Origin of the sequence: Pandoraea faecigallinarum (genome assembly GCF_001029105.3) — a bacterium.
Lineage (GTDB): Bacteria > Pseudomonadota > Gammaproteobacteria > Burkholderiales > Burkholderiaceae > Pandoraea > Pandoraea faecigallinarum.
This window is the reverse complement of the sequence record NZ_CP011807.3, coordinates 2,436,537-2,452,026: the sequence shown is the minus strand read 5'-3', so window position 1 is coordinate 2,452,026 and position 15,490 is coordinate 2,436,537. Positions and strand designations below refer to the sequence as shown.

Here is a 15,490-nt window from a genome sequence, read left to right as displayed (position 1 = left end):
CGGCTTCGTCGCGTCATATTTGCGCGAGATGCAATACGCCGTCACCGGCCGAGCGCTCACCGGCGCGAATCTCACGATCAGCGGCCAGGGCGCGTTGCCGTGCACTTTCCCGTACACCGACTTCGCTACGGCGGCGATCGCCACCGCGTCGCTGGCCGTGGCGGGATTCGCGACCGGCGCAACCGGCGACTACGGCCTGGACGGACGCCTTGCGGCGGCACAGGTCAATGTGGACCGGCGGTTGGCGTCGTTCTGGTTCCAGACATCGCTGCGCGCTCAGGGCTGGTCGGCGCCCCCGATGTGGGATCCCATCGCGGGCGACTACGCGGCGGCTGATGGATGGATTCGTTTGCACACCAATGCGCCACACCACCGTGACGCTGCGCTGGCCGTGCTCGGCTTATCTGGCGCGGACACACAACGAGACGCCGTGGCGCGCGCCGTCGCGACGTGCAAAGCCGATGCATTGGAGAGCGCCATCGTCGCCGGGGGCGGATGTGCGGCCGCAATGCGCACCCTGGCCCAATGGCAAGCGCACCCGCAAGGGATGGCCGTCGCAAGCGATCCGTTGCTGCAATGGGAAACCTTCGATGCGGGCGGTGGCCGCGGCGCCCCTGCGTGGAAGCCGCTGCGCGAACGGCCGTTAAGCGGCGTTCGGGTGCTCGACCTGACCCGCATTCTCGCGGGGCCGACTGCGACGCGCTTTCTCGCAGGGTTCGGCGCGCAGGTGCTGCGCATCGATCCGCCCGGCTGGGACGAGCCCGGCACGGTGCCCGAGGTCGTGCTCGGCAAGCGCTGCGCACGCCTCGATCTGAAGCAGGTACCGGGGCGAACGACGCTCGAAGCCCTGATGCGTGAGGCAGACATCGTCGTGCACGGCTATCGCCCCGACGCGTTGACGCGCCTAGGGCTCGGGGCCGCGCGTCGTCGCGAACTCAACCCGGCGCTCATCGACATTTCGCTCGACGCGTACGGCTGGCAAGGACCATGGCACGCGCGACGCGGTTTCGACAGTCTGGTACAGATGAGTTCGGGTGTCGCCGATGCCGGCATGCGCGCTGCCAACGCGGATCGCCCCGTACCGTTGCCCGGGCAAGGGATCGATTACGCGACGGGATATTTGATGGCGGCCGCGGCCGTCCATGCGCTCGCGCTGCGTCAGACGCAGGGAATCGGTTCCACGGTGCGCGCGTCACTCGCACGCACGGCGGGCTTGCTGGTGACGCATCGAACCGCGCCGGACGCCCCGCCGCCGCTGGCGGCGCAGACGTCTGCCGATCTGTCGCCGCGCATCGAAGACACGTCCTGGGGACCGGTGCGGCGCATCGCTGTACCCATGACGATTGCCGGCACGCCCGTCGACTGGGCTCTGCCCGCGATGGCGCTGGGCACCGCCACGCCGTGCTGGGCGTAAGCGCACGGGTACCGTCAATCGATGGCGTGACGCCGCGCCTGCCGGGAGGCATGCAATTGGCGCTCCGCCTGACTGAGCAACGTCGATACGTTCGGCGGTTCGCCGCTCGGTCCCCCATTGGCGTCGAATGTCATCAGATCGGCGATGGCAATACCGAAGCTCGCCGTGAGCGGTAACACTTCGCCGTTGGGCAGCTTCAGCGCCGTGGCCTCGATGCGCCCGCGCAGCAATTCGGCGAATTGCCGGGCGCGCGATTCGTCCAGCACACGGGCGAGCACGACGAAGGCGTCTGCCCCCAGACGAGCCACCACATCGCCGGGCTGCGTCGTGTTCTGACATACCGCGCCGACGCGACGCAGCACGTCGTCTCCCACGCCGTGCCCCCACGCCGCGTTGATCTGCGTGAAGTTGTCGATGTCGAACTTGATGAGGGTCACATGCCCGGGCGTCACCATCGCACAGAGCGCCTGCGCCTGACGCTCGAACGCGCGCCAGTTCATGAGCCCGGTCAGGGGATCGGTATCCGCGCTCAGTTCCAGTTCGCCCGACAGGCGCGCCCGTTCGCGTCGCAACTGCACCAGTTCGACGGCGTTGAGCCGCAATACGCGCAAGGCGTCGAATACGGCGCTTACCTGCGGACGTTTCAACGGCAGGCCTTCGCCGGGCACCGTGGCATCGAGATTGCCCTGTGCGAGAGCATCGACGAAGCGGGTCGCAGCCTCGAACGGCAACACCACCGTGCGGCGGAAGTCGCGCAATACGACCACGGTCACCAACACCAGCAACACCTCGGACACGCCGATGCCGATCAGCCACCGCAATGCCTTCGCGCGTTGCGCCTGGACGTGGTGTTGAGCGCGCGCGAGCATGGCATCGCGCAAATCGGTGATCGCGCGCATCGTCGGCACGTAGTGCGCCGCGAATTCGGCGGTCGTGATCGACGGCGGCCGCGGCTGGGCGGCCAACGTACGAACGGTCGCCACGTAATGCAGACCCGCGCCGAAGTACTGGGCATTGAGGGTGCCGAGCGTGGAGGGGCCGAGGTCCGGCGGTTCGCTCACGCGTGAGGCGATCATGTCGCGCAACTGGTCGATGCGCCCGAGCGTGCGCTCGATGGTGCGCTGATCGGCTTCGGTGAGTGTCTGGCGCGTGGTGAGTGCGGCGGTGAAGTGCGAGCCGAGTTGTCCTGCGTATTCGCGAAGCTCGGCAGCGAGACGGGCGAGGATGACGTAATGCAGTGCACCAGGCGCGCCGCGCGAGACGATGTCGATACGCGACGACGCAACAGGCGTGAAATCGGCGATCACGCGCACCATGCGATCGACGGCGTCGCGCACGGCGGCGTCGCTACGCATCTCGCGCGGACGCTGGACCAGCAGGTCGACGTTGGCACTGGCGGCCGCCAGATCGAGCCGCGCCCGCTCCACGGCGCGCAGGCTGCTCGCACATTGACCGCATCGGTCCGACGAGAGCGCCGAGAGCAATTCCTGGAGACGCGCGTTGGTGGCCTCGCGGGCATTGCGCAACGCGGTAACCGACGCGTCGGGGAGCGGGAGGTCCGCACCGAGCACGGCATTCGCTGGCCCGCGTTCGGCAGACGCCTTCTCCATCGCCAGCAAGGTGGCACGTAGCGCTTCGAGGGCAAGCTCGGCGTCGGTGGCCTGGCGGTAAGTTCCCCAGGCCAAGACCAGCAGGCCGCTACAAAGGATGACGACAGCGGAGACAACGGCGAGGTTCTGTAACCGGAGACGGCCGGTGAAAGAACCGGCCGAGAGTAACTTGCGCTTCATTGACGATGACACCGTAGGCCACACGGTACAGGTTCCCACTGAGGCCGCTGCGAAGACACCGTGACGGCGCACCGTAACGGTGGCGATCCGCAGCGTGCCGCGGAAACGTCGTGCCCGGCACTTGGCACGTACGCTTGGCATCGTGAAAACGCCTTCGAACAGCGTGATTCACGAGCCGTCATTGTCTCACATCGATCTGCCGCACCCCGCGTCGCTCCCTAAACTTATAGGTCGAGTCATAGGTCGACAGCCAGCTCCGTTCCCTGCTTGATGGCCCGCTTTGCGTCGAGTTCCGCCGCCACATCGGCCCCACCGATGACATGCACGCGCACGCCGGCCGCGCGCACACCATCAGCCAATTCCCGCAATGACTCCTGCCCGGCGCACAAAACTACGTTATCAACGGATAGGACGTGCGGCACGTCGTCAATGGTGACATGCAGGCCATCATCGTCGATACGGCGATACGTCACGCCCGGGATCATCTCGACGCCGCGATGCTTGAGTGAAATCCGATGAATCCACCCCGTGGTCTTGCCCAGTCCGTCGCCCACTTTCGACGTTTTGCGCTGCATCAGATAGACCTTGCGCGGCGACGTCTGCGGCACTGGTGCGAGCAGACCGCCGGCATGTGCGTAAGACGGATCGATGCCCCACTGCGCGTAGAACTTCTCCGGCGCGAGCGTAGCGCTTTGTCCGGACTGCGTCAGGAACTCGGCGACATCGAAACCGATGCCGCCCGCCCCGATGATCGCGACTGTCTTGCCGACCTTCGCACCTGCGCGCAGCACGTCGACGTAACTGAGCACCTTCGGATGGTCGATCCCCTCGATGGCGGGCGTACGCGGCACGACACCGGTCGCCAGCACAACGTCGTCGTAGCCGCCGCCGACAAGCGAGTCCACGGTGGCGCGCGTATTGAGTCTGACATGCACACCGCTTGCCGCCAGTTCATGACTGAAGTAGCGCAACGTCTCGAAGAACTCCTCCTTGCCAGGAATTCGCTTGGCCATGTTGAACTGGCCGCCGATCTCTGCGTCCGCCTCGATAAGCGTGACTTCGTGGCCGCGCCGGGCCGCGACCGTTGCAGCGGCAAGCCCGGCCGGTCCCGCGCCCACGACCGCGATGCGACGCCGGCGTCCGGCCGTCTCGATGCGCAGTTCCGTCTCGTGGCATGCGCGAGGGTTGACCAGGCATGACGTAATCTTGCCGCTGAACGTGTGATCGAGACACGCCTGATTGCAGCCGATACAGGTGTTGATGGTCTCGGCGCGACCGGCCGCGGCCTTGTTCACGAACTCGGGGTCGGCCAGCAGCGGCCGCGCCATCGACACCATGTCCGCCTCGCCATCGGCCAGAATCCGCTCGGCGACTTCCGGCATGTTGATGCGGTTCGTCGTAATCAGGGGAATGCCGACATGTCCGTTGAGTTTGCCCGTCACCCAGGCGAATGCCGCGCGCGGCACGCTGGTGGCAATCGTCGGAATACGCGCTTCATGCCAGCCGATGCCGGTATTGATCAGCGTCGCGCCGGCGGCTTCGATGGCGCGCGCGAGTCCGGCCACTTCGTCGAACGTCGAGCCGCCCTCGACCAGATCGAGCATCGACAGCCGGTAAATGATGATGAATTCGCGCCCGACACGCTCACGCACGCGCCGAACGATTTCGACCGGAAAGCGCATGCGGTTCTCGAAACTGCCGCCCCAGGCGTCGGTGCGATGGTTCGTTCGGGCCGCGATGAACTCGTTGATGAGATAGCCTTCGGAGCCCATGATCTCAACGCCGTCGTAACCGGCGTGTTGCGCCAGCGCGGCGCAGGTCACGAAGTCGTCGATGGTGGCGTCCACCTCGTCGCTCGTCAGTTCGCGAGGCCGGGCCGGCGTGATGGGCGCCTGCAACGCGCTGGGCGCGACGAGATCGGGATGGTAGGCATAGCGTCCGAAATGCAGGATCTGCATGGCGATCTTGCCGCCTGCGGCGTGGACTGCCCGGGTGAGCGCGCGATGCTTGTCGGCCTCCTCCTCGGTGCTGAGCTTCGCGCCACCGGCGTAGGGACGTCCCGCGTCGTTCGGCGCGATGCCGCCCGTCACCATCAACGCCACGCCGCCGCGGGCGCGCTCGGCATAGAACTCGGCCATGCGGGCAAAGCCGTTGCGGGCTTCTTCCAGGCCAATGTGCATCGAGCCCATCAGCACACGGTTGCGCAAGGTGGTAAAGCCCAGATCCAGAGGCTGCATCAGGTGGGGATAGCCGCTCATCGCTTCGTCTCGCTCATCGTCCGGCGCGCGCCGTGGGTTCAGGTGAAGTCCGGTTCGGGTCGAGGCGTTCCCGCGCTTCCCGTTATGCAACCGGTTGCATAGTTCGACGACGATTCTAAGCGCCCAAGTGACTATGCAACAGGTTGCATAGTGCGATTAGAGTCCCTAGACTACCGGGCATGCCGCTCGCCCACGCCCTGATGACCTCGCTGCTGGAAAAACCCTCGTCGGGCTACGACCTGGCGCGCCGCTTCGACAAGTCCATCGGCTTTTTCTGGCACGCCACGCACCAGCAGATTTACCGTGAACTGGCACGCATGGAATCGGCGGGATGGATCGCGTCGACGGCCGCGCCGGATGGCGGGCGCACCCGCAAGCGGGTCTACCGCGTGCGCGATGCCGGGCGCGACGAACTGCTCGCCTGGGCCGCGACACGCACCGATCCCTCCGATCTGCGCGACGATCTCATGGTCCGGTTACGGGCCGACGCCGCTATCGGGCCGCTCGGCCTGCAACCGGAAATGGCACGCCGGGCCGCCTTGCACGCCCAGAAACTTGCAGCGTACCGCGCCATTGAAGCCCGCGATTTTCCGGACGGCGAAACCGCTGCGCCGCTCACGCGAGAAGCCGCCCTCCAGCGTCATATCCTGCGGCTGGGCGTGCGTTACGAGCAGGAATGGCTCGACTGGACCCGTGAAGCCTTGCAACTGCTGGTGCAATGGGATGGTCCCGCCCAAAGCGACACGCCGTCGCCCTGACACCCTGGCCCTCCGCCCTGCCGGGTGCCTGGGATTTCGTCCCATTTTCTTGTCAACGGACGGGGGCCCTGACGCGTTTAACGTGAGAATCGACGTATATCGCCGGTAGTCGTTGGCGGCTCTGGAGCGACTCAGGGGCCATCTGCCGGCAAACGTCACCGTTTTTCGCCCCATCCTAGGCATTCATGGTGTTTTCTTCCAAGCCCTTCAGGCCATCCAGGCTTTCCTGGCTGACTAGCCGCGCCCGCGCCGTCGCGACGTTCTCCCTGCTGGCTTCCGCCCCCCTCGCGCTGCCCGTTTCGTCCGCCCATGCGGGCACGGTGATCGTGCTCGACTCCGGCGCGGCGCAGTTGTCTCTCATCGATCAGGCCACCCGGAAGGTCGTCGGCACCATGCCCACGGGCAAGGAGCCGCATCACCTGATGATCACGCCGGACAAGCGCTCGCTGATCGTCGCCAATTCGGTCTCGAACAGTCTGATGTTCCTCGACCCGGGCACCGGCAAGCTTCAGCGTCAGGTGACCGATATCGACGATCCGTATCAACTCGGCTTTTCGCCCGATCGCAAGTGGTTCGTCACGGCCGCGTTGCGTCTGGATCGCGTCGACCTCTATCACTATGACGGCGAAAACATCACGGTCGCCAGGCGTATCCCGCTCGCCAGGACACCGAGTCACATGACCTTCTCGTCCGACAGCAAGACAGTCTTCGTTACGTTGCAGGATTCGGGCGAACTGGCCGCCATCGATCTGGCGACCCAGTCGGTGAAATGGCGCATGCCGGTCGGCAAGACGCCCGCGGGCCTTTGGATGACACCGGGCGACAAGTATCTGCTCGTGGGCATGACCGGCGAGGACGACGTCGCCGTGGTGGACTGGCGCGCGCAGAAAGTTGTCAAGCGCATCCAGACCGGACGCGGTGCCCACAACTTCCGCTCGCTCTCCGACGGCCGCCACATTGCCGTGAGCAACCGGGTGCAGAGCACCATCAGCATCATCGACTACGAGACGCTGACCAAGGTGGCCGACATTACCGGCCTGATGCCGGGGCCGGACGATATGGAATTGTCCGCCGATAGACGCTATCTTTGGGTAACGTTCCGATTTGCACGCCACGTTGGCGTGATCGACCTGCCCTCACGCAAGCTGGTCGATACCATTGCCGTGAACCGGTCGCCGCATGGCATCTACTTTGCCGATCGCGCTCCGGTACTCTCGCCGAATCCGGACTGACAGGGCCGACAGATGATTCAGGAAGCCATCAATTTCGTCGATAGCGGCATTTCCGCCGTTCAGACCCTCATTTACGTCGATGTGGTGCAGCCCCTGCTGTTCCACTTCAACCTGATGGAATACGACGACGACATCTACGACGCTCTTTATCTGGTCATCATCGGCGTCATGCAGGTCGGGCTGACGTATGTACTGCTGCGTCCGCTCGAAGCGCTGCGCCCGGTCGAACAGTGGCAAGACCGCAAACAGGTGCGCGCCGACGTCATCTATACCTGGATCGCCAAGCTCGGCATTCTGAACCTGCTGTTCTTCGTGGTGCTGCAACCCGTATTCAACGAGTTGCAGAGCCAGATGGTGATCCACGGGCTGCCGAGTATCGATCTCGACGGGCTGTACCCCGGCGTGACCGACCGGCCCATCGTGTCGTTCCTGATGTACCTGACGGTGCTCGACTTCGCCGGCTACTGGTATCACCGCTGGCAGCATCGCTTCGGCGTCTGGTGGGAACTGCACGCCGTTCACCATAGCCAGCAGCAGATGTCGCTGTGGTCGGACGATCGGAACCACTTCCTCGACGACATCGTTCAGGCGGCATTTTTCGCCGCTATCGCCTTGTTCATCGGTGTGCAGCCGGCGCAGTACGTCGTGCTCGTGGCCGTGGGCAACTTCCTGCAAAGCGTGCAGCACGTCAATGCACGCCTGCCATACGGTCCGGTGCTCGAACGGCTGATCGTGAGTCCGACGTTCCATCGCCGCCATCACGCGATTGGCTACGGACACGAAGGCACCCGTTACGGCTGCAATTTCGGCGTGCTGTTCCCGTGGTGGGACATGCTGTTTCGCACGGCGTCGTGGGAGCGCACCGTCGAACCGACGGGTATTCGCGACCAGTTGCCGGCGCCCGCCGGCCGTTCGCGCCGCTACGGCACGGGCGTGATCGCACAGCAGGTCCGGGCGTTGGGCCGTATCGCCAAACGCCTTGCGCCTCGCCGTTCGTCCCCGCGCCAACCGGTCTGAGGCGCTTCGGCGCCTGCGCCGCCCTCCCGGTCGCATCCCTCATCATCTCTCACCGGCAACCAACGGCGGCGCGCAGCAATGTGCGGCGTCGATGCGCTTGCCGCGACACCCCCGCAGCCACGGCGTCGTCTTACAAAGCAGCGCCTGATACGAACCGCCGTATCTGAATCCCTTGCCGAGCATGCGGAGCTGCCCGGCCGCGACGTCGTTGAGCCGCATCGTGTCCGACGGCGTACCGGTCCCCGCTTCACTCGGAGCCCTAACTTACGCTATGCTGCGCGGGAGTCACCATCGTCTCGTCGATCCACGCGCCATGCCGCGAGCCCCTTCGCGGCTGCCGCCGCACCGAGGGCCCATGATGCACCGCGACGACAACGCCTCATCGCCACCGCCGTGGCACACGTTTTCCGTCGAACAGACCCAGCGAGAGCTGCAGACCGGCCCCGATGGGCTGTCGGACATCGAAGCGCAATCCCGCCTCTCCCGCTATGGCCCCAACCGGCTCGCCGAGCCTGCCCGGCGCGGTCCGCTGATGCGCCTGCTCTACCAGTTCCACAACGTGCTGCTCTACGCCATGATGGGCGCGGCAGTCATTACCGCGCTGCTCGGACATTGGCTAGATACCGCCGTGTTGATGGCGGCGGTCATCGTCAATGCCCTCATTGGCTTCGTTCAGGAGGGCAAGGCCGAATCGGCGCTGGCGGCCATTCGCGGCATGCTCGCTCCCCACGCCACCGTCATGCGTGGCGGCACGCGCAGCGAGATCGACGCGACCACGCTCGTCCCTGGCGATGTCGTGGTCCTCGCGTCCGGCGACCGCGTGCCGGCGGATCTGCGACTCATCGCCTCGCGTGAGTTGCGTGTCGACGAAGCCGCACTGACCGGCGAATCCGAGCCGGTGCAAAAAACCCTCGATCCGGGCGCGGAAGACGCCGCACTGGGGGACCGCTGGTGCATGGCCTACGCCGGCACGGTGGTCGTGTACGGACAGGCCACGGGCATCGTCGTGACGACCGGTGCGCACACCGAGCTTGGCCGCATCAATCACCTGCTCACCGATGTCGACAGCGGCACCACGCCGCTGCTGCGCCAGATCGACCGTTTCGGACACGGCCTCGCCGGCGCGATCGCGGTCGTCGCCGTGCTGACCTTCTTGCTGGGCTGGCTGTGGCGCGGCGAACCGGCGGGCGAGATGTTCATGGTCGTGGTCGCTCTCGTCGCCTCCGCGATTCCCGAGGGCTTGCCTGCCATCATGACGGTGATCCTTGCGCGCGGCGTGCAGCGCATGGCGCGCGAGAAGGCCATCGTTCGACGCCTGCCCGCCGTCGAGACGCTCGGGTCGGTCACCGTCATCTGCTCCGACAAGACGGGCACCCTCACGCGCAACGAAATGACCGTGCAGCGTGTCGTCGCCGCCGGCCACCGTTACGACGTCAGCGGTGCCGGCTACGTGCCCGAAGGCAAGTTTTCGCTGGACGGCGCGGATGTCGACCTCGCGCGCCATCCGGAGCTGGGTCTGACCGCCCGCGCGGGCGGCCTCTGCAACGATGCGCGCCTGCTCCAGGACCCCGACGGCCACTGGCGCATCGAAGGCGACCCGACCGAAGGCGCGCTGCTTGTGCTCGGCGCCAAGGCGGGCCTGACGCGCGAGTCGCTGCAAGCCCAATGGCCGCGCCTCGACACCATTCCCTTCGAATCGCAGCACCGTTTCATGGCGACCTATCACACCGACAGTAGCGATACGCCGTGGCTCTTCGTCAAAGGCGCGCCCGAACGTATCTTCGAGATGTGCAGCCACCAGATCGTCACGCCTGGCGGAGCACCGGTCTGCCCCGTGGACATCGACTATTGGCGGCGTATGGTGACCGACACCGCCGCGCAGGGACTTCGGGTGCTGGCGCTGGCATTCCGGCAAGCGAAACCGGCGGGCACGCGGCTTGAGTTCGGCGACGTGCAAGGCGGCTTTACGTTGCTCGCCCTCGTCGGCATCATCGATCCGCCGCGTGCCGAGGCGATCGCCGCGGTAGCGCAATGTCACCGCGCGGGCATTCGCGTGAAGATGATTACCGGCGATCACGCCGAAACGGCCAAGGCCATCGGCGCGCAACTCGACATCGGCGTGGGCAAACCGGCCGTCACCGGCGCCGAGGTCGCGCTCATGGACGACGCCGAGTTGCGGCGCGTCGCGCTGGAGATCGACGTCTTCGCACGCGCGAGCCCCGAACATAAGCTGCGTCTCGTCCAGGCGTTGCAGGACGACGGTCAGGTCGTCGCCATGACCGGCGACGGCGTGAACGACGCCCCGGCGCTCAAGCGGGCGGACGTTGGCGTGGCGATGGGGTTCAAAGGGACGGAAGCGGCCAAGGAGGCCGCCGACATCGTGCTCACGGACGACAACTTCGCGAGCATCGCCAAGGCGGTGCGTCAGGGACGCGGCGTCTACGACAACCTCAAGAAATTCATCCTGTTCATGCTGCCGACCAACGGCGGCGAGGCGCTGGTGGTCATTGCCGGCGTCATGCTGGCATTGGGCGTCGTCCCGCTCACGCCGGCGCAGGTGCTGTGGATCAACATGGTGACCTCCAGCACGCTGGGCCTCGCACTGGCGTTCGAGCGGGCCGAACCGGGCATCATGACACGCGCCCCGCGCCCACCCGGCGCGTCGTTGCTCTCCTGGTTCTTCGTGTGGCGCGTCACGCTCGTGTCCGTTCTGATGATGATCGGCACCTTCGGGCTGTTCTATCTGGAATGGCGCAACGGCGCCAGCGTGGAAGCGGCCCGCACCATGGCCGTCAATGCACTGGTCGTTGCCGAGATGTTCTACCTGATCAGCAGCCGCTCGATCTTCGGCTCGTCGATCGGCTGGCAGGGCCTGTTCGGCAACCGGGTGGCGCTCATGACGATCGCCGCCTGTCTGATCCTTCAGGCGATTTACACCTACGTGCCGTTCATGCAAACGACCTTCGGCTCGTCCCCGCTCAATCCGCGCGAATGGCTGGAAGTCTTTGGCGCCGGTCTGCTGGTATTCTTCGGCGCTGAACTGGAAAAATGGGTGGTACGCCGCGCGGGTTGGGCCGAGCGGCTGGCGACGCAATAGCGCGGCGGCGGCAAGCTCGCCGCGCCGCCGGGCGAGGTGCCCGCCCGAATCGACCTCTGCGAAATATGCTGCAACTGCAATCCCACGCTGGCGACGCGCTCGCCAGCCAACACCTCGCGTGGTACGTCTATGTCCTGCGCGCGTTTCTCGCGCTGCTGGTGCTGGGCGCCTGCGCCTGGGGCGCCATGGCCCTCGGCTACCGGTGCCCCGGTCCGGCGCCGGTCCGATATCTCGTCATCGCGTTGTGGGTAGGACTCGGCGTCGCCGCCGTGATCGCATTGCTGCGCGTGCGTGCGGGCGTGCCGCTCAAGGGCTGGCCGTTGGGCTTTCTGATCGCAATGGTCGTGCTGGCCGGATGGTGGCAGACGATCCGGCCGTCCAACGACCGCGTCTGGGCCACCGACGTTGCCCAGCGCCTCACCTCTCATGTCGACGGCTCGCACGTCACGCTGCACAACGTGCGCAACTTCGAATGGCGCACGGCGACCGACTTCACGCCCCGCTGGGAGACCCGGGAATACGATCTCGACAACCTCGTGAGTGCCGATCTCGTCCTGTCGTACTGGATGGGTCCCGCCATCGCCCACACACTGGTGTCGTTCGGCTTCTCGGACGGCAAGCGCGTCGTGTTCTCCATCGAGATCCGCAAGAAGCAGGGGCAGAGGTTCTCCGCCGTCGGCGGCTTCTTCAAGGACTTCGAAGCGACGCTCGTCGCCGCCGACGAACGCGACATCCTGCGTGTGCGCAGCAACGTGCGCGGCGAGACGACGTATCTCTACCGGCTGAATATTCCGCCCAACGCGCTGCGCCAGGTCTTCCTCGGCTATCTGGAACGCGCTGAGGAGCTCGACAGCGAACCGGCCTGGTACAACACTCTCACGAGCAATTGCACGACCATCGTGTTCGAGATCGCCCGCCTCATCGCGCCGGGACTCCCGCTCGACTACCGTTTGCTGCTCTCCGGCTATTTTGCCGAGTACGCCTACGATCAGGGCGGCCTCACGCCGGGCTTCACCTATGCCCAGTTGCAGGAGCGCGGCAATTTCGTGCAACGCGCGCTGGCTGCGGGCGATTCGCCGGCATTCTCGACGCGCATCCGCGAAGGTGTGCCGGGCGAGGATCCGAAGGTGACGCCATGAAGCGCCGGCACTTGGCCCCCGGCCTTCGTCGCGCCGGCATGCTCGCCGCCGTCGTCTGGCTCACGGCGCTGTCGGGCTGCGCGATGGTCGAGGTTCGCTCGCTCGGCCCTGAGCAGTACATCGCCATGAAACGCGGCGACATTCTATCCACGGGCAAGCTCAGCGCGTCGACCGACGAAACGATTCGGGTGGCGGGACTGGACGACACCATTTGTGCCAGGACCTCGCTCGACTGCATCGACGCACTGGGACGCGCCAGGGAAATCGACGTCGACCGGCGTCTCGCGGCCATGGCCGAGATTTCGATGCAACTGGCCATCGCGCAGACATCGCCCGGCGACAAGCAATGGAACGACGCACAGTTCGACTTGTGGCTGCGCTCGGCGCGCTACGCGTATGCGTATCTGTTCTACAGCGACCGGCCGTCGAGCGATCGCGCCTTCGAGGATCGCCAGACACAGGTCCGCGACTACTACAACTACGCGGTGCAGAACTTTTCCGTCGCGTTGTTCCGGCGGGTGCAGCAAACCGGCAGTGACAAGATCGCCGGCTGGACGCTGCCCGTCGATGCCAGCAGCGTGCGCTTCGCGGACAATCGCACACAGCCGCGCGAAGTGCTGCCTGCATCCACACTGTCGTTCGCCGGGCTGAGAAGCCCATATCGCCGGGACGGCTTCGGCGCGGAACTCGTGGCCGTACTCGACGAGAAGTCGGCAGCGGACGCGCTGGCGGCTGCCAATCGCAACGCGGCGCCACGCGGGGATGCGGCGACCGGCCCCGCGCCCGGCCTCCCCCAATCGGGGCAAGCCGGTGACGAGCGCGGCGGCGCCACCTCGCGCAACGCCCGCGAGAGCCACGCGGCGCGCGACTTCCGTCGCGCCACCGATCCTGACGCCGGGCCTGTGTTCAGCGAAATGCCCTCGCCTTCGATCACGCTGTTGCTGCGCTTTACGGGCACCACGCGGGAAGAAGTGCTCACGACGCAGGTCGCCACGCTCGTCGCCTACGATCCGTACCGGCAGTCGTCGGTCGAACTAAACCATCAATTGGTGCCGCTGGCCGGCAATTTCACTGCCGGTTATGGCTTGTGGCTCGCCCGCTCCGGCTTTGCGGAGCAGTCACTGCGCACGCTGTTCGGACGCGACCGGGGCATCGTGCGTCCCCACATCTATCTGATGCAACCCTTCGATCCGGGCCGCCGCGTCATTCTCATGCTGCACGGCCTGGCGAGCAGCCCCGAAGCGTGGGTCAACATGGCCAACGAGATTCAGGGCGACGCGACGCTGCGCGAGCATTTCCAAGTCTGGCAGGTCTATTACCCCACGAATGCGCCGATTCTCGTGAACGCGATGGCGATCCGCAACGCGTTCGAGACAACGCTCAGGCACTTCGATCCGGACGGTCTGTCGGCGGCGTCGCATGATGCGGTGATCATCGGGCACAGTATGGGCGGCGTGATCGCGCGACTGATGGTGTCGAGTTCGGACCACGATCTGTGGGAAGCCTTCCAGAACGACTACCGCCTCAACGACGACCAGATCGACCGTGCGCGCGACCGGCTCGACCCGCTGTTCGACTTCAGACCCGTCCCTCAATTCGAGCGGGCCATCTTCATTGCCGCACCGCATCGGGGAACGCCGTTCGCCCGCAACCGGCTGGGCCGCTGGATCTCGAATCTGATCCGGCTGCCGGTCACGCTGCTCTCGGGCATCGACGACGTGCTGCACTACGCGACCGGCTCGGAGGACGATCCGTCCGAAGGCAAGACGCGATATGTGCCCAACAGCATCGATCAATTGCGCGACAACGACCCCTATGTGGTGGCTGCCGCCGGGCTGAAGATTTCACCGTCGGTGCAGTATCACTCGATCATCGCGCGGCGAAGCGCCAAAGGCCCTCTGGAAGCGTCGACCGACGGCGTGGTGCCTTACACAAGCGCCCATCTGGCAGGCGCCCAATCCGAGCGTGTGATCGTCGCGGGGCACAGCGTGCAGGAGACCCCGCAGGCCATTCTGGAAATCCGCCGCATTTTGCACGAAGACGTCGACAAACTCGATCCGGTCAAACTGCCGGGGCGTCTGAACCCTTATCAGGCCATCGATCCCCCGCCGCTCGCGCCTGGGCTGCCCGGACGGCCGACGTCTCACTGACACTCCGGCGGGCCGGTCACGTTACGACACCGCATTGACCTGAATGTGATACACGCCCCACGGGCAAAGGGCGAACCGCTCCTTGAGCGGTTTGCCCGCCAGCGCGGCAATCCCGGCCGGATCGTAGACGGCCCACAACGGCCCGAGTCCGCCCAGCGCGAGTGGTTTGCCGTCGATATGGGTCGCAAGCAGGAAGCCGTACTCGCGCACCTGTCCCAGCGTACTCGCCACGACGTACCCATCGAGCGCACGCAACAGGACCTGCGTCAGGGGATTGGTGGGCACGCCTGCCTGCGCGAGCACGTCGACCAGACGCGGTCCGCGCAGTGTATGCGGCCTGGCGTCGTACTCGAGCGTCGGGCGAATCGTCTGCGCCGGCAAGCGGGTCAGCATCGCGAAGTCGAACGCATAGCCGGCATCGAAGTTCACCAGTTGCTTGTGAAAAAGCTGGTCCAACGCCGGATCGACCGGCCCCCGGTTATGACGCTGGATAGCGCCGGAGACGGTGACGAGCGGTGTCGAGACCGGCGCGACGGACGCATTCGCCGAAGCGAGCGGTTTGGCAAGCCCCGGCACCGACGCGCCGAGTGCCACTGCACCGGCGAGGAAATCACGTTTGTTCATGGCGTTGGCAA

General features: G+C 65.8%; 10 protein-coding genes. 7 read left to right on the top strand and 3 right to left on the bottom strand.

Annotated elements, in window-relative coordinates:
* The first annotated feature begins 28 nt into the window (after positions 1–28).
* Complete coding sequence (locus AB870_RS10830; RefSeq protein ID WP_157112457.1) at positions 29–1,414, top strand: CoA transferase; 1,386 nt, start codon at positions 29–31, stop codon at positions 1,412–1,414.
* 14 nt (positions 1,415–1,428) lie between these two features.
* On the opposite strand, the gene AB870_RS10825 is transcribed toward AB870_RS10830, so the two are convergent.
* Together AB870_RS10825 and AB870_RS10820 are read right to left on the bottom strand one after the other, a co-directional pair.
* Positions 1,429–3,204, bottom strand: a complete 1,776-nt coding sequence (locus AB870_RS10825; protein WP_053059673.1) for a GGDEF domain-containing protein — start codon at positions 3,202–3,204, stop codon at positions 1,429–1,431.
* A 236-nt stretch (positions 3,205–3,440) separates the two neighbouring features.
* Positions 3,441–5,462: an NADPH-dependent 2,4-dienoyl-CoA reductase gene (locus AB870_RS10820; protein ID WP_047907996.1), complete on the bottom strand. Its 2,022-nt coding sequence runs from the start codon at positions 5,460–5,462 to the stop codon at positions 3,441–3,443.
* A gap of 179 nt (positions 5,463–5,641) precedes the next feature.
* On the opposite strand from AB870_RS10820, the gene AB870_RS10815 reads away from it, so the two are divergent.
* From AB870_RS10815 to AB870_RS10790, 6 genes are all read left to right on the top strand, one after another.
* The gene (locus AB870_RS10815) at positions 5,642–6,220 is read left to right on the top strand and encodes a PadR family transcriptional regulator (protein ID WP_047907995.1); all 579 of its coding nucleotides are present in this window, start codon (positions 5,642–5,644) and stop codon (positions 6,218–6,220) included.
* A 185-nt stretch (positions 6,221–6,405) separates the two neighbouring features.
* On the top strand, positions 6,406–7,452 hold the full coding sequence (locus tag AB870_RS10810) for a YVTN family beta-propeller repeat protein (protein WP_047907994.1): 1,047 nt from the start codon (positions 6,406–6,408) through the stop codon (positions 7,450–7,452).
* A gap of 12 nt (positions 7,453–7,464) precedes the next feature.
* The gene (locus AB870_RS10805) at positions 7,465–8,469 is read left to right on the top strand and encodes a sterol desaturase family protein (protein ID WP_047907993.1); all 1,005 of its coding nucleotides are present in this window, start codon (positions 7,465–7,467) and stop codon (positions 8,467–8,469) included.
* Between the two features lie 355 nt (positions 8,470–8,824).
* Positions 8,825–11,566: a cation-transporting P-type ATPase gene (locus tag AB870_RS10800; protein WP_047907992.1), complete on the top strand. Its 2,742-nt coding sequence runs from the start codon at positions 8,825–8,827 to the stop codon at positions 11,564–11,566.
* A gap of 65 nt (positions 11,567–11,631) precedes the next feature.
* Positions 11,632–12,705 carry an Lnb N-terminal periplasmic domain-containing protein gene (locus AB870_RS10795; RefSeq protein WP_084663551.1) on the top strand — a complete coding sequence of 358 codons (1,074 nt, stop codon included), beginning with the start codon at positions 11,632–11,634 and terminating at the stop codon, positions 12,703–12,705.
* Complete coding sequence (locus tag AB870_RS10790) at positions 12,702–14,855, top strand: esterase/lipase family protein (protein ID WP_064674813.1); 2,154 nt, start codon at positions 12,702–12,704, stop codon at positions 14,853–14,855. The genes AB870_RS10795 and AB870_RS10790 overlap by 4 nt, the downstream gene beginning before the upstream one ends.
* Before the next feature lie 21 nt (positions 14,856–14,876).
* Here the strand turns inward: AB870_RS10790 and AB870_RS10785 are convergent, their stop codons facing one another.
* On the bottom strand, positions 14,877–15,479 hold the full coding sequence (locus AB870_RS10785) for a putative pterin-binding protein (RefSeq protein ID WP_047909086.1): 603 nt from the start codon (positions 15,477–15,479) through the stop codon (positions 14,877–14,879).
* Between the last annotated feature and the right edge of the window lie 11 nt (positions 15,480–15,490).

What these genes read in the sequence shown, in the direction of transcription:
- AB870_RS10830 (WP_157112457.1), top strand. Translation starts at nt 29, where the DNA reads ATGCAATACGCCGTCACCGGCCGAGCGCTCACCGGCGCGAATCTCACG.
- AB870_RS10825 (WP_053059673.1), bottom strand. Translation starts at nt 3,204, where the DNA reads ATGAAGCGCAAGTTACTCTCGGCCGGTTCTTTCACCGGCCGTCTCCGG.
- AB870_RS10820 (WP_047907996.1), bottom strand. Translation starts at nt 5,462, where the DNA reads ATGAGCGGCTATCCCCACCTGATGCAGCCTCTGGATCTGGGCTTTACC.
- AB870_RS10815 (WP_047907995.1), top strand. Translation starts at nt 5,642, where the DNA reads ATGCCGCTCGCCCACGCCCTGATGACCTCGCTGCTGGAAAAACCCTCG.
- AB870_RS10810 (WP_047907994.1), top strand. Translation starts at nt 6,406, where the DNA reads ATGGTGTTTTCTTCCAAGCCCTTCAGGCCATCCAGGCTTTCCTGGCTG.
- AB870_RS10805 (WP_047907993.1), top strand. Translation starts at nt 7,465, where the DNA reads ATGATTCAGGAAGCCATCAATTTCGTCGATAGCGGCATTTCCGCCGTT.
- AB870_RS10800 (WP_047907992.1), top strand. Translation starts at nt 8,825, where the DNA reads ATGATGCACCGCGACGACAACGCCTCATCGCCACCGCCGTGGCACACG.
- AB870_RS10795 (WP_084663551.1), top strand. Translation starts at nt 11,632, where the DNA reads ATGCTGCAACTGCAATCCCACGCTGGCGACGCGCTCGCCAGCCAACAC.
- AB870_RS10790 (WP_064674813.1), top strand. Translation starts at nt 12,702, where the DNA reads ATGAAGCGCCGGCACTTGGCCCCCGGCCTTCGTCGCGCCGGCATGCTC.
- AB870_RS10785 (WP_047909086.1), bottom strand. Translation starts at nt 15,479, where the DNA reads ATGAACAAACGTGATTTCCTCGCCGGTGCAGTGGCACTCGGCGCGTCG.